Consider the following 13,564-nt stretch of genomic DNA (forward strand, 5'->3'; position numbering starts at 1 on the left):
CACGAACTATGTGCGATAGGCTTCCGCCTATCTTCCATAGTTTGTTCCAGTGGTTCAGGGCTTTTTTGACTTTTGTCACACTCTATCAAAACGTGTTCCAAGCGCAGAGCAAGCGTCCGCTTCAGAAAATGGCGACAAATTCTCTTTGAGAATTTTTACGCCTTTTTCTTCCAGCGGTCTTGCTCTTTAGCGCGCTTGTCACACTCTCAAGAAAAACCAAGCTCCCCACTTGGAGAGCTCGTTTAAACATAAATTTTCAATATTTTTAAAACGTGTTCCAGTCACAGGACAAACGTCCACTTCAAAAACTGGTAACACTCAGCTTAGTTGAGCTCGGACGCCAGCCTTGAAGTCACTTCAGAAAATTCCAACGCACAGTTCCCTGTGCTTATGGTATTTTCTTCCAGTGATTCAAGTCTTTAACGGCGTCCTCACATCCTATTTCAACAGTGGTTTGAGATATTGTCCTGTATAAGATTTCTTATTCTTAGCCACTTTTTCTGGAGTACCAGTGGCGACAATGGTTCCGCCGCCGTCTCCGCCTTCTGGTCCCAGGTCGACAATATAATCAGCGGTCTTAATGACGTCCAAGTTGTGCTCGATGACAAGAACAGTATTGCCTTCATCGACCAAACGTTGGAGGACGCCGATCAAGCGCTTAATATCGTGGCTGTGAAGACCCGTTGTCGGTTCGTCCAAGATATAGATGGTATTCCCACTAGCCACTCTTTGCAGTTCACTGGCCAGTTTCATCCGTTGGGCTTCCCCACCAGACAGGGAGGGCGCTGGTTGACCTAAGGCCACATAGCCCAGTCCCACATCAGCAATGGCTTGAAGTTTGCGGTGGATTTTGGGAATCGATTGGAAGAATTCCAGGGCTTCGTCCACCCGCATGTCTAAGACTTCAGCAATATTCTTGCCCTTGTAGTGGACTTCCAAGGTTTCGGCATTGTAGCGGGTCCCCTTGCAGACTTCACAAGGCACATAGATGTCGGGCAAGAAGTTCATCTCTACCTTGACAATCCCGTCACCCTTGCAGGCTTCACAACGGCCGCCCTTAACATTAAAGGAAAAACGGCCCTTCTTGTAACCCCGCAGTTTGGCCTCATTAGTTTGAGCGAAGAGGTCGCGGATATCATCAAAGACTGAGGTATAGGTCGCCGGGTTAGAGCGTGGCGTCCGCCCAATGGGACTTTGATCAATATCGATCACCTTATCCAGCGACTCATAACCTTCAATGGCTTTCACCTTGCCAGGGACCACTTGGGCCCGGTTAAGATGGCGGAGTAAGTACTTCTTAACCACTTCATTGACTAGACTAGACTTACCCGAACCGGACACGCCAGTAATCAGGTTAAAGCAACCCAATGGGAACTTGACGTCAACGTCTTTCAAGTTGTTGGCCGCTGCCCCTTTAACTTCTAACCAGCCTTTATCGGTCTGACGGCGTTCTTTAGGCACTTCAATGGCCTGCTTGCCTGACAAGTATTGGCCGGTCAGGGAATCCGGGTCATTGGCGACTTCTTCAGGGGTGCCGGCCGAAACCACTTCCCCACCATGGGCACCGGCTCCTGGTCCCATATCAATCAGGTAGTCAGCCTGGCGCATAGTGTCCTCATCGTGTTCCACCACAATCAGGGTATTTCCCAAGTCGCGCATCCGTTTCAAGGACCGGATCAAGCGGTCGTTATCGCGTTGGTGGAGACCGATGGAAGGTTCATCGAGGACGTACATAATTCCGGACAGGTTAGAACCAATTTGGGTAGCCAGGCGAATCCGTTGAGCTTCCCCACCGGAAAGCGAACCGGCATTACGGTCTAGGGTTAAATAATCCAAGCCCACTTCATCCAAGAAGCCGAGCCGGGCATGGAGTTCTTCCATAATGGGACGGGCGATCTTTTCATCTTGGTCTTCTAAATCCAAGTCCTTGAAGAATTCAATCACTTGGCCGATGGCTTTTTCCGTCACTTCAGCAATATCCAAGCCGTCCACCTTGACGGCCAAGGCCCGTTCATTGAGGCGTTTACCATGACATTTAGGGCAAGGAAGTTCTGCCATATATTGGCGCATGCTTTCCCGGATCATATTGGAAGAGGAATTGTGGTAGCGACGTTCCACATTATTAGCTACCCCTTCAAAAGCCATATCCTTGTCGGTGACATTACCAAACTCATTTTGATAGTTAAAGTGGAAGGTCTGATCCCCTGACCCATAGAGCAACAGGTTTTGTTGGTCTTCAGTCAATTTCTCAAAAGGTTTATCTTGAGGAATATCAAAGGCCTGACAAGCCTGGTCTAAGAGGGCTGGATAATAGCCGGAAGCCTTATTGTACCAAGGCACCAAGGCCCCTTCGTCCAGCGACTTGGTTCGGTCAGGCACCACGATATCTTCATCCACCTTCATCTTAGAACCAATCCCGTCACATTCCGGACAACGACCAAAAGGCGCGTTAAAGGAAAAGAGCCGGGGTTCCAATTCCCCCACGGTAAAGCCACAGAGCGGGCAGGCATAGTGTTCAGAGAAGAGGATTTCTTCCCCGCCAATAATATCCACCAAGGCATAACCTTCAGTCAGACGCAGGGCAGTTTCGAGGGAGTCGGCCAAACGGGCCCGGATGCCTTCCTTAATCACCAAGCGGTCAATGACCACATCAATATCATGTTTTTTGTTCTTATTGAGTTCGGGCAGTTCTTCCACGTCATACATCTCACCGTCGATCCGGACGCGGACGTAACCTTGTTGTTGGACCTTTTCCAGGAGCTTCTTGTGTTGGCCCTTCTTCCCGTAAACGATGGGCGCTAAAATTTGGATCCGGGTCCGCTCTTCTAAATTCTTGACCTGGTCAATCATCTGGTCGATGGACTGACTTTGGATCTTGGTCCCGTCATTAGGACAAATCGGATGCCCCACCCGGGCAAAAAGCAACCGCAAATAGTCATTGACTTCCGTAATCGTCCCCACGGTTGAACGGGGATTGCGGTTGGTAGTCTTTTGGTCAATAGAAATAGCAGGACTCAAACCATCAATGGAATCGACATCCGCCTTCTTAATATTGCCCAAGAATTGGCGGGCAAAGGCTGACAAGGACTCCACATAACGGCGTTGTCCCTCGGCATAGAGGGTGTCAAAGGCCAAGGAGGATTTCCCTGAACCGGACAGACCGGTAATGACCACCATCTGGTTACGAGGAATGGTCACATCAATATCTTTTAAATTATGAGAGCGTGCACCACGCACGACAATTTCTTCTTTCAAATCGGTCACTTCCTTAATTAAACAAAAAGGCAGCTCAAAGCTTTTCCTTTTCGTTCCTTACTCTGATACAAACTGGTGTTCTGGTAATAGTTTACCACAAATCAAGCCCCAAACCTAGAAAAGCCAGCTCCAGTGGCCCGGTCGGGATTGCACCCTTCATTATAACCAGCCAAGACTCGGAATTAAAGCGATCACCTTTCAGAACAGAGTGCGACAGTCACAACAAAGGACGAAACCACTGGAGAAAACTGGTATAAGCTCAGTGAAGCTGAGCGTTACCAGTTTTTGAAGTGGACGTTCGTCCTGTGACTGGAGCACGTTTAAGAGAGTGCGAGCTGACGACAAAAAAGTGAAACGTTGGAAGAAATATGCGGTAATCCTTGAAAAGGATTGCCAAATATTTCTGAAGCGGAGCTCACTTTTGACAGCGAGCAGGTTTGAAAAGGATGTGGCAAGCGCGCCAAAGGGCAAAACTGCTAGAAACATATTTCGCTTAGAGAATTCGTATATTAAAAAAGACTGGCCCTTGTATCCCAGTCTCCTAAATTGGTTTATCTATTCTCTGTTTAGCTCTGCCAAAATTCTGCGATCAAGTGAGCTAATGCTTTGGGATTGTCGACATTGACTTCATGTCCTGAATTTTTCAACAGTCTCAATTCACTATTTTTAATCCCACCATGAAACCTTTCGCTGCTCTTCCGATTAAATTGATCTTTGTCTCCGCAAATTAATAAGGTCTTACAAGATATATTTTCTAAATGAGTCGCAATGCTAAGACCTTTGGTTGAGGCTATCAGGCTGATAAATTCTTCTTTGCCTAGCCCTAATTGTTTAAAATTTGACTCTGGCATCAGCTTAAATACCATTGATTGTATAGTCATCAATAATTTAGGGATCTTGTAAGGAACGCCGATTAAAATTAAGGCATTGACCTGCTCCGGGTAATTTTTGGCATAGTCTAAAGCCAGTAAGCCTCCTACAGAAAGGCCACATAAATTGACCTTGCCAGAATAATTATTGACTTGCCTTTCAAAGTTTTGATAAAGAGTTTGATATGTATAAGGATCATTCTCAAATAATTCATAGAGGTTGGGGCACTGAACCGTCAATTTTTCAGCTTCCAAGTACCTTTTCACTTGGTCCCAACTGGTATGATCTTGGCCTAAGCCGTGGATTAAAATATTCTTCATATATCGACCTTTCTAGATTTGTCTATAGATATTATATAAAAAAGAGGTCAGGATCCTAAATCCCAACCTCTATCATAATTTATCTTTTTCTACTACTTTTAAGCCATTTCAATAATCCCGGCTGTGCCCTATCAATAAAAAAGCCGCTGACTTTCGCCAGCGACTCTAGTGAAAAGGTGTGACTGTCACACTCTACTTAAAATGTGCTCCAAGCGCGAGGTGAGCTCCATTTCAGAAGTCCTTGTAAATCCTATTTGAGGATTTACTGCGCACTTCTTCCAATGCTCTCCCCTCTTGTTGCGCTTGTCGCACTCTATTTCTCTTTCTTAATGCCGTAAGAGTCAACCAATTCAACGGTCCGTTCTTCCCCTTCGTGGAGGTTACCGCTCATTTCATAGAATTCAATTAAGAATTCATCTTCGGTGACAGTGTAAACCGCGAAGTTTTGATTTTGAGATTGACGGTAGTTTTCGTGTTTGTGGTCGAATTTTGGTGAGTCATCGGGTTGCTTAGCCACATCGAAGAGACCGTTCCAAAGTTCCACATCGTCTTCAGTCATCCAGTCTAATTTAGGACGAACCTTGTGTACATGGTCAGCCCCCTTCATATAGATGGCGTCATAGGCCTTGGTTCCTGAGGTGTTAGGGATGATGTAGGTCACGCCTTCCGGGTTCACGTGGTATTCCACCCCATCTTTTTCGACTTTTTCAGTGTCTTCGACTTCCCCGTAAGAGAAGTTATCGGAGGTATAAACCAGAGACTTGGTCCGGGTTAAGTTGTGGTCATGGCCTTGGAGAACCACATCCACATCGAGTTCGTCCGCTAATTTAGCGAATTCTTCTCGGGTCACTTGCACGTCCTCATCTTGGAGGGCGTGGTAGGAAGCTGAGTAGATGGGTTTAAGGGTGTCGGCCCCGTAAGCCGCCTCGTTATTGACATTAGCATTCCAGTAAGCATTTTGGGTATCGGTATAGTGAATAAATTGGAAAGGCTCGCCTTTTTCACCAGAAGTTCTGAAGGATCCTACCTTGGAAAAGCCACCCTCGTCAGAACCCACTTGGTAGTAGTATTGGGTGTCAGCCTCGAGGTCATCGGCTTCAGCCTTGTAGGAGTATTCGGTCACATCTTGGAGTTCCAAGTAACCTAAGGAGCTCCCTTCAGAAGTCCATTCGGTATTATCGGTCGTGATTTGTTCGTCGGTGAAGTAACCTTCAACTTCTTCCGGTTCACCGTTCTCGTCGACAATGAAATTGCCGTCTTCATCCTTAGTGGCCGCCGCATAGATATAATAGCCATCCTTGTCACGCTCCGCATATTCAGAGGTCACCTCGGTCGCTTCCGCTGCGAATTCAACTGGATCGGACATATCTTCAGATTTTGACACTTTCACCTTGGCATCTGACATTTTGTCAGTGGTATACCAGTTAAAGCCCATGGCATCCGTGGTTTCTTCTAAAAGGTTGGTGGCAATCCGGTTAGGTTCATTATTGACAGGTACCGGAGCCACTTCAGGTTTGTCGTCTTGGAGTTCGATTAAATCTAAGCCATTCTCTTCGCCATAAACCGGGTCAACTTCCTCAGCCTCTTCACCCGCTTTAGAATCCTTGGCTCCCTTAGCGCTTTCTTCCGAGCCCTTGTCCTCTGAAGCCACGCTCTCTTCGACTGCACTATCGGCCGAAGCATTATCGCTGTTCTCATTCGTTTCAGCGCAGGCCCCCAAGACAAAAATCGAGGTCAGCAAAAGCCCCACTTTTTTGATACGATCATCCCAATGCATACGGTCTGTATCTCCTTTCAAAATATCATTTTTACTTTAAGTAAATCCAACTTGCCCTCACTATAGCAAAGCATTGTAAAAAAGCTGTAAATTTATCGTAAGTTTTAAGTAAAAGTGAAATTTTGGTGAGTAAAGCGAATAATACTCACAGTAATTATAATAAAGTTCACAATTCACATGATTTCAGAAAATTTTAACTGTTATTCCCGGCTATTGTGCAATGCAAGCTAGTGTGCTATACTTTACTTGAAGAGGTACTGGGCATTGCAAGATACTAATTGAATTAAAATAGTGAGGGGAGTTGTCCATGTGAACAGTCAATTGAAAAAAGGCGTTCTGGAAATGCTGGTCCTTCAGCAGTTACGGGAGCGGGATTGCTATGGTTATGAATTGGTCCAAGAAATTTCAGAACATATCGCGATTTCTGAAGGCACCATCTACCCACTCCTACGCCGCCTCAACAAAGAAGCCCTGGTGACGACTTATCTGAAGGAATCCGAATCAGGTCCGCCCCGGAAGTACTACAAAATTTCCAGCCAGGGTTTAGCCACGCTCCAAGAACAGATCGCGGAATGGCAAACTTTCGTCCAAAGAGTCAATGCCATCCTTGAAGGAGGTTAGCTCATGAAAAAAGAAGAATTTATTGACTTACTACGTTTCTACTTACATAAACTGCCCAACTCAGTCATTAATGACATCCTGAGCGACTACCAGGAACACTTCCAAATCGCTCTCAACCAGGGCAAGTCGGAAGAAGAAATCTGCCAGGAACTGGGAAGTCCCAAGCAAATCGCTAAGGAGTACCTGGCCAATGAGCGGGTCTTTATCGATGAACGCCCCCAGCCCCAGCAAGAAACCACTAGTCACAAAACCCGACGCAATCTCTTAATCGCCCTCTTGGTGATCGTCTGCCTGCCCTTGATCCTGGGATTAATTTTAGGTCTAGGCGGAGGGTTCCTAGGACTACTCACCGGTTTTCTGGCCCTGGTTTTTACCATTTTTGTGGTAGCTATCACCCTGCTGGCCAGCCTGGTCAACCCTCAAGCCTTTATGAGTGGGCCTATTCATCTGGGGTTACTGAATGAGCTCCATCCCCTAACCAAGGTCTTTGTGGTGATCTTCTGCTTCTGTATGGTGATCATTCTGATTTACCTCATCTTCCGGTTGCTCAAAGGCTGCTGGAATATGATCAAGAAAACTTGGTATGCCATTCAATGGCGGCGCAAACGAGGTGATTACTAATGAAGAAACAAGGCAATACCGTTGTTCGTAGTATCTGGACCCTCTGTGGGGTCGCTTTTCTAGCTCTAGTTTTGGGGTTCATGTCTTTCTTTTACTTTGACTATGACCATATCGTTAGTGAAATTCAAGCCTACCAGGTCGAGCAAAACGCTGACCACCGGCAACTGGTCTATGAAAAGAACTTTGACCAAGCCTTTGACTTGATGGAAATCGACATTAAAGACCACAGCGAAATCGAAGTTATTCCTGCCGATAGCTATTCAATCAAGATCTGGGACGTCAAAGGAGAGGACTTGAATAATGAGGAAATTCCTAATGATACCGAGTTCTTCGAGGTCCAAGATGATGGGGCCTTCTTAAAAATCAATGAAAAGATTCTCGGCACTGGACAATTCCGTCGCCACCCCATCCGCATCCAAATTGCCGGCCCCGACTTCTCCCAAAGTCGTCTTAACGCCAGCGGCAACTATGCTGATCTCAGTCTCAACCACGCCCTCAAAGACCTCTATTGGGAAGTTTACGACGGCCAAGTCACCATCAAGAGCCCGACCACCTTCCCCATGACCTTAAGTGGCGAGGATGTGGCTGTGGATATGACGGTCGACGAGGCCAATGCGACCTTGTCCTTCAACCACGGCTATTCCCAAGCAACCATTAATGGGCGAAGCTTGGAAATCCCATCCAATCAAGACCTTGACGACTTGGCTACTGAAGAAAGCACCAGTCAGCCTGCCCAACCCTTTGTCCACCAAATTGGTGAGGGACGCGACGCCATCCACTTCAATGGCGAAGACAACACAGTGAGCGTTCGCTACCCAGAAAACTAATTCCCCCTAGAAAACAAACAAGCCCAGGAGTTAATCAAAAGCTCCCGGGCTTGTTTTTTCAGTTTATGTTTAATTATTGTTGTAGTAGTCGCCTTTTTTCATGTCGTTGAAGATCACGTGAACATGGTCTTTCGGAGTCTTGGCGTGCTTAGAGATGCTTTCGGTAATCTCCTTAGCAATGGCCGCCTTGACTTCTTGGGACCGTCCTTCGATGAGTTGAATGTTTACAACTGGCATAGCTAAAACCTCCTCATAAGAATTTAATTTAAATTATACCTTAAAAGAAGAAAAGCGATCAATTCAAGAAGATATTTTTTCTCAGATTGATCGCTAAAAACTTTGATGTGACTGTCGCACTCTATTTACATTTTAATATGCTTTCCTTGAACCATTCTTTGAAGCGGTTGCGGTCGATGGTGGTTGGGACGACGCAGTTTACGGGGCGGTCGGTTTTGTGGTCAAGGTCGACGACGGTTTGCCCATAGGTTAAGGGACTGCCAAGTTCCACTTCGACGTTACATTCCACTTCTTCAAACATTTCGGGTTCTAAGAGGTAGGCGATGGCGGTTGGGTCGTACATTTCCCATTCTTGGTTAGTTTGAGCTGAGCGGTAATGTTGGAGCATGGAGTGAATCATCTTGCCGGTTTCAGTTTTCTCCGCAAGTTCTGCGGCTTCTTCCAGACCAATAGTGGCAATGTAACCAATATCCAATCCCACCATCACGGTCTTGACTGAGGATTGGAGCACCATTTGAGCAGCTTCAGGGTCAGTTCCGATGTTGAATTCATCCATGACATGCTTGTTGCCCCGGGTGAAAGACCCACCCATGATGATAATTTCTTTAATTTTGTCCTTCACTTCAGGATACATGGTCACTAGCAAGGCCACGTTGGTTTGTGGACCTACCGCAACGATGGTGACTTTTTCATCACTTTCCATCAAGACCTTGTGCATGGCGAGAACGGCATGTTCTTCTAAGAGTTGGCTCTTGTCCGGTTCAGGAAAGTCGTAACCGTCCATACCGGATTCGCCGTGGACTTCAGAAGCATCGGTAAACTCGGTCAAGAGCGGTCCGTGGTTACCAGCAGCCACAGGGATATCTTTTTCAAAGAAGTTAACTAATTTTAAGGCATTGGTGGAGGTCTTTTCTAAGGCCACGTTTCCACCCACAGCAGTGATCAATTCCACTTGAACCTTGTCTGAATTCAGGAGAATAGCAGTCGCAATCGCGTCATCAATTCCGGGGTCTGTATCAAAAATGACTTTTCTTACCATGAAAAAATTCCTCCTTGTAAATACTAAGTAACTTTCAAATTTTAACTTACTAAATTATCTAAACCAGTTCCAGTCACACTCTATCCAAACCTGCTCCAAGCGCGAGGTGAGCTCCATTTCAGAAGTGCTATAGCTGTTCGAAGCAAAGCGAGTTACAGATATAGTATGGTAGCTCCCTTCCCTCCTGTTGCGCTTGTCGCACTCTCAAGTTGAGTTCGGAAGGGTGAGGGGATGTCCTTTCAGAAAAGTTGAACGACCAGCAAGCTGGTCTTATCATCTTTTCCTCCAAGGAATCTCCCTCCCTGATCCTTCCTCACACCCTTTTTAAATCTGTTCCAAGCGCAGAGCAAGCGTCCATTTCAGAAAATGACGACAAATTCTCCTTGAGAATTTTTACGTCTTTTTCTTCCAATTGCTATAGCTGTTCGAAGCGTCAGCGAGTTACAGATATAGTATGCGTAGCGGTCTTGCTCTTTGACGCGCTTGTCGCACTCTATCTTTAGAACAAGAACCCTACTATCGTTGCGGTAACCATAGAAGCCAGAGTGGAGACGAGGACGATTTTTAGTGAATATTTGGCTACCACGTTTCCTTGGTGGGCGTCGATGGCTTTGACACCGCCGATGACCATGCCTAGGGTTCCGAAGTTGGCGAAGCTCATGCAGTAGGTGCCCATAATAGCGGCGGTTTTTTCACTTAAACCTTCTAGGGCCGAGAGAGACGTCATAGCCACGACTTCGTTGGCTAGGACTTTTTGGGCCATGACTGAACCGGCTTGGACCATGTCTTCTTTAGGAACACCCATCAAGAAAGCGAATGGGGAGAAGACATAGCCGACTAACTCGGTAAAGGAAATATTGATCAGCCCTTCAAAGAGACTGTTCAACATGGAAATCAAAGCCACGAAACCAATCAGCATAACAGCCACGATCACGGCCGTATTCCATCCGGTCACCATGTAGTCACTCAGCATGGAGAAGAAGGGTTCTTTTTCCTTTTCCCCTTGAGCTTCTTCAGCTTGGTCGCCTTCAATGCCTTCTCGTTCTTGGTAGGCCTGGGTCCCCTTGTCAATCTCTTCCTTGTCATTATAGGGGTTAACGATCACAGAAACCGCTAAGGCCGACAGGAGTTGCATGAGAACACCCACCACCACGTATTGGGGCTTGACTAATTTCATATAGGCCGCCAGCATGGAGACCGTCACCACGGACATGGGAATGACTGCCAGGGTAAATAATTGCTTCTCGCTAGCCCGTCTGACTTGGTCGACAACCGACAGATAGTTAGTCGGGGTCCCAAAGACGGTGGAGGCAATCGGGAAGTAAGATTCCAGTTCCCCAGCTCCGGTCAGTTTATTGATGCCAAAGCCAACCCACTTGACCACAAAGGGCAGGACGCCCAGCCAGTTTAAAACCCCGATCAAGGCGGTAATAAAGACCAGGGGCGCTAGAACGTGGAGGAAGAAGACAAAGCCGTCAGCGGTCAGTTGGATTCCGCCAAAGACGAAGTTGACCCCTTCAATCCCTTGGGCCATCAGCCAGTCCATCCCGCTAGCAATCCCATTCAAAATAGTTAAACCTAAGCTGGTCCGAAACAGGACTAGGGCCAGGACCACCTCAGCAACTAACATAATAGCAACATTCTTATACTTAATATTTTTCCGGTCAAAGGACAGAAAATAACACAAGCCAAAAATGACCAGTAGACCCAGCAGGCCTTGTACAATACTCATTGAATCACTTACCTTTCCAAAGCTTAACAGCTTATCCATTTACTAGAAAAGAAAGTCGACCGCCCCCCTTTTTGGCTTCATTATCATTTTAAAAACGCTTTCATCCATATTTTAACCAAATTTTCGAAATAATGCTATAATCTCTAAATAATTTTTAAATCATTCCCTGTAAAGGCAAATCGATAACGCTTTCAGGTAGAATAGAAAGAGATTGACAGCGCCAGCGAGTTTAAATGGCTCCCTGGGCGCCTAGAGAGGAAGGAAAGTCCCATGGCATTTAGTCCTGCATTCTTACAATTACTGGCCGAGAAATTTCCCAACAAGGCCGCCGCATCTACGGAAATGATTAACTTAGAAGCGATTATGTCGCTCCCCAAAGGCACCGAGCACTTTATGACCGACCTGCACGGCGAATTCGACGCCGTCAACCATGTCCTGCGCAATGGATCGGGAAATATTAAGGAAAAGATCAACGAAATCTTCGGCGACCGCCTATCCACCAAGCGCCGGGCTGAACTGGCCACCATTATCTACTACCCGGAAGAGAAACTTCGTGCTCTGACTAAGGAGATGGAGAGTCAGGAGGAAATCGATGAGTTCTACACCCTGACCACTAGCCGGCTGGTGGAATTGACCCAATTTGTGGTCTCCAAGTACACCCGGTCCAAGGTTCACAAGGCCATGAACCCGGATATGGCCTATATTATGGATGAGTTGATCTTCAAGGACTCCATCCTCTCCAACAAGGAACACTACTATAAGCGCATCATCCAATCGGTCATTGACCTGGACGAAGCGCCCCGGCTAATCACCTGCCTGGCGGAATTGATCCGGGAACTGGTGGTCGACCACCTCCACATCTTAGGCGACATTTATGACCGCGGGCCTGCTCCCGACCGAATCTTAGACCTCCTCATGGAGAAGAATTCCTTAGACATTGAATGGGGCAACCACGACATGATTTGGATGGGCGCTGCTTCGGGGTCCAAGGCATTAATCGCCAATGTGGTTCGGATCCAGGCCCGCTATGATAATCTCTCTGTGATTGAACACGCCTACGGAATCCCCCTCCGGCCTTTGGTCAATTTAGCAGACACAGTTTACCGGGATGCTGACTTAACGGGCTTTATGCCCAAACTGGCCCAAGACCATGACTACCACCATGATGAAGTCGAACAATTGGCCCGGATGCAGCTGGCCATGGCCATTATTCAGTTTAAGTTAGAGTCTCAAGTTATCCGCCGCCATCCTGAATTCGGCTGTGACAACCGCCTGCTTTTAGATAAGATCGACTACCAGGCGGGAACCATTAACTGGCAAGGCAAGACCTATCCTTTAGTCAATACCTCTTTCCCCACTGTGGATCCAAAAGACCCCTATGCCTTGACTGAAGAAGAGGATGCGGTCATGGAAGCCCTCCAAGCCGCCTTTCTGGATAGCGAACGTCTCCAAAAGCACGTGGCCTTCTTGATTAATAAAGGATCTATGTATAAGATTTATAACAATAATCTCATGTTCCACGGCTGTATCCCCATGAATGAGGACGGCAGCTTTATGGCGGCTACCATTGATGGGGAAACCCTGGCTGGCCAAGACCTCTTGGATAAGTTTGACCAGGTAGTCCGGCGCATGTATGCCCAACGCCAAAGTGATGAAAGTAAGAACCCCGACCTCGACTTCGCCTGGTACCTCTGGCAGGGCGAAGGGTCGGCCCTCTTCGGTAAGAAACAAATGGCTACCTTTGAACGCTACTTTATCGCCGATAAGGAAACCCACCAGGAACACCGCAATGTTTACTACTCCTGGCGGGAAGATATCGACTTTGTCCGCCGAGTTCTAGAAGAGTTCGACATCGATCCTGACAAGGGCCATATCATTAACGGCCACACCCCCATCAAGGCCAAGGACGGGGAGGACGCCATTAAGGCGGAAGGCAAGATGATCGTGATCGACGGTGGCTTTGCTCGCGCCTATCAAAAGACCACCGGACTGGGCGGCTTTACCCTGCTCTATAATTCCTATGGTATGCAGCTAGTGGCCCACCACCCCTTCCACGGTAAGGAAGACGCCATCAAGTACGAAACCGATATCGAATCCACCCGCCGCGTGGTCGACAAGGAGTTGGAACGGATCTCAGTTAGAGAAACTGATATCGGTAAGCAACTCACTTGCCAGGTCCAAGCTCTGAAAGCCCTGATTGAAGCTTATCAAGCGGGGTTGATTGGGGAGGAAGTGCATTAAGCTTAGGTCACAACTTTTATAACT

The 13,564-nt window shown here is 47.1% G+C and carries 10 protein-coding genes; 4 read left to right on the top strand and 6 right to left on the bottom strand.

Going from position 1 to position 13,564, the window contains the following annotated elements:
* Nucleotides 1-438 precede the first annotated feature (438 nt).
* From uvrA to DBT49_RS08620, 3 genes are all read right to left on the bottom strand, one after another.
* Nucleotides 439-3,255 (bottom strand): excinuclease ABC subunit UvrA, encoded by a 2,817-nt coding sequence (uvrA, locus tag DBT49_RS08610; RefSeq protein WP_070558718.1) that lies wholly within the window; start codon nucleotides 3,253-3,255, stop codon nucleotides 439-441.
* Nucleotides 3,256-3,821: 566 nt separating this feature from the next.
* A complete protein-coding gene (locus DBT49_RS08615) occupies nucleotides 3,822-4,445 on the bottom strand; it encodes an alpha/beta fold hydrolase (RefSeq protein ID WP_070558719.1) in 624 nt (207 codons plus the stop codon).
* Nucleotides 4,446-4,758: 313 nt separating this feature from the next.
* On the bottom strand, nucleotides 4,759-6,222 hold the full coding sequence (locus DBT49_RS08620) for a fibronectin type III domain-containing protein (RefSeq protein WP_111872402.1): 1,464 nt from the start codon (nucleotides 6,220-6,222) through the stop codon (nucleotides 4,759-4,761).
* Between the two features lie 309 nt (nucleotides 6,223-6,531).
* Here DBT49_RS08620 and DBT49_RS08625 point away from each other — a divergent pair, with 309 nt between their 5' ends.
* From DBT49_RS08625 to DBT49_RS08635, 3 genes are read left to right on the top strand one after another with little or no spacing between them, the layout of a single operon-like run.
* The gene (locus DBT49_RS08625) at nucleotides 6,532-6,843 is read left to right on the top strand and encodes a PadR family transcriptional regulator (protein ID WP_013669698.1); all 312 of its coding nucleotides are present in this window, start codon (nucleotides 6,532-6,534) and stop codon (nucleotides 6,841-6,843) included.
* A gap of 3 nt (nucleotides 6,844-6,846) precedes the next feature.
* Nucleotides 6,847-7,464, top strand: a complete 618-nt coding sequence (locus DBT49_RS08630; protein ID WP_070558722.1) for a DUF1700 domain-containing protein — start codon at nucleotides 6,847-6,849, stop codon at nucleotides 7,462-7,464.
* Nucleotides 7,464-8,291, top strand: coding sequence for a hypothetical protein (locus DBT49_RS08635; protein ID WP_070558724.1), 828 nt, complete (start codon nucleotides 7,464-7,466; stop codon nucleotides 8,289-8,291). Before DBT49_RS08630 ends, DBT49_RS08635 begins: the two co-directional genes overlap by 1 nt.
* A 69-nt stretch (nucleotides 8,292-8,360) precedes the next feature.
* On the opposite strand, the gene DBT49_RS08640 is transcribed toward DBT49_RS08635, so the two are convergent.
* From DBT49_RS08640 to DBT49_RS08650, 3 genes are all read right to left on the bottom strand, one after another.
* Nucleotides 8,361-8,528 carry a 2-hydroxymuconate tautomerase gene (locus DBT49_RS08640; RefSeq protein ID WP_013669234.1) on the bottom strand — a complete coding sequence of 56 codons (168 nt, stop codon included), beginning with the start codon at nucleotides 8,526-8,528 and terminating at the stop codon, nucleotides 8,361-8,363.
* Between the two features lie 121 nt (nucleotides 8,529-8,649).
* On the bottom strand, nucleotides 8,650-9,567 hold the full coding sequence (gene rihC / locus DBT49_RS08645; RefSeq protein ID WP_111872403.1) for a ribonucleoside hydrolase RihC: 918 nt from the start codon (nucleotides 9,565-9,567) through the stop codon (nucleotides 8,650-8,652).
* A 499-nt stretch (nucleotides 9,568-10,066) separates the two neighbouring features.
* Nucleotides 10,067-11,299, bottom strand: a complete 1,233-nt coding sequence (locus tag DBT49_RS08650) for a NupC/NupG family nucleoside CNT transporter (RefSeq protein WP_070558760.1) — start codon at nucleotides 11,297-11,299, stop codon at nucleotides 10,067-10,069.
* A gap of 270 nt (nucleotides 11,300-11,569) precedes the next feature.
* Between DBT49_RS08650 and DBT49_RS08655 the strand changes: the two genes are divergently transcribed.
* Nucleotides 11,570-13,540 (top strand): fructose-1,6-bisphosphatase, encoded by a 1,971-nt coding sequence (locus tag DBT49_RS08655; RefSeq protein ID WP_111846131.1) that lies wholly within the window; start codon nucleotides 11,570-11,572, stop codon nucleotides 13,538-13,540.
* Nucleotides 13,541-13,564: the final 24 nt, after the last annotated feature.

Source organism: Aerococcus mictus, assembly GCF_003286595.3.
Classification (GTDB): domain Bacteria; phylum Bacillota; class Bacilli; order Lactobacillales; family Aerococcaceae; genus Aerococcus; species Aerococcus mictus.

Bases quoted from the DNA above. Each gene is read 5' to 3' on its own strand.
- DBT49_RS08615 (WP_070558719.1), bottom strand. From the start codon at position 4,445: ATGAAGAATATTTTAATCCACGGCTTAGGCCAAGATCATACCAGTTGG.
- DBT49_RS08620 (WP_111872402.1), bottom strand. From the start codon at position 6,222: ATGCATTGGGATGATCGTATCAAAAAAGTGGGGCTTTTGCTGACCTCG.
- DBT49_RS08630 (WP_070558722.1), top strand. From the start codon at position 6,847: ATGAAAAAAGAAGAATTTATTGACTTACTACGTTTCTACTTACATAAA.
- DBT49_RS08635 (WP_070558724.1), top strand. From the start codon at position 7,464: ATGAAGAAACAAGGCAATACCGTTGTTCGTAGTATCTGGACCCTCTGT.
- DBT49_RS08640 (WP_013669234.1), bottom strand. From the start codon at position 8,528: ATGCCAGTTGTAAACATTCAACTCATCGAAGGACGGTCCCAAGAAGTC.
- rihC (WP_111872403.1), bottom strand. From the start codon at position 9,567: ATGGTAAGAAAAGTCATTTTTGATACAGACCCCGGAATTGATGACGCG.
- DBT49_RS08650 (WP_070558760.1), bottom strand. From the start codon at position 11,299: ATGAGTATTGTACAAGGCCTGCTGGGTCTACTGGTCATTTTTGGCTTG.
- DBT49_RS08655 (WP_111846131.1), top strand. From the start codon at position 11,570: ATGGCATTTAGTCCTGCATTCTTACAATTACTGGCCGAGAAATTTCCC.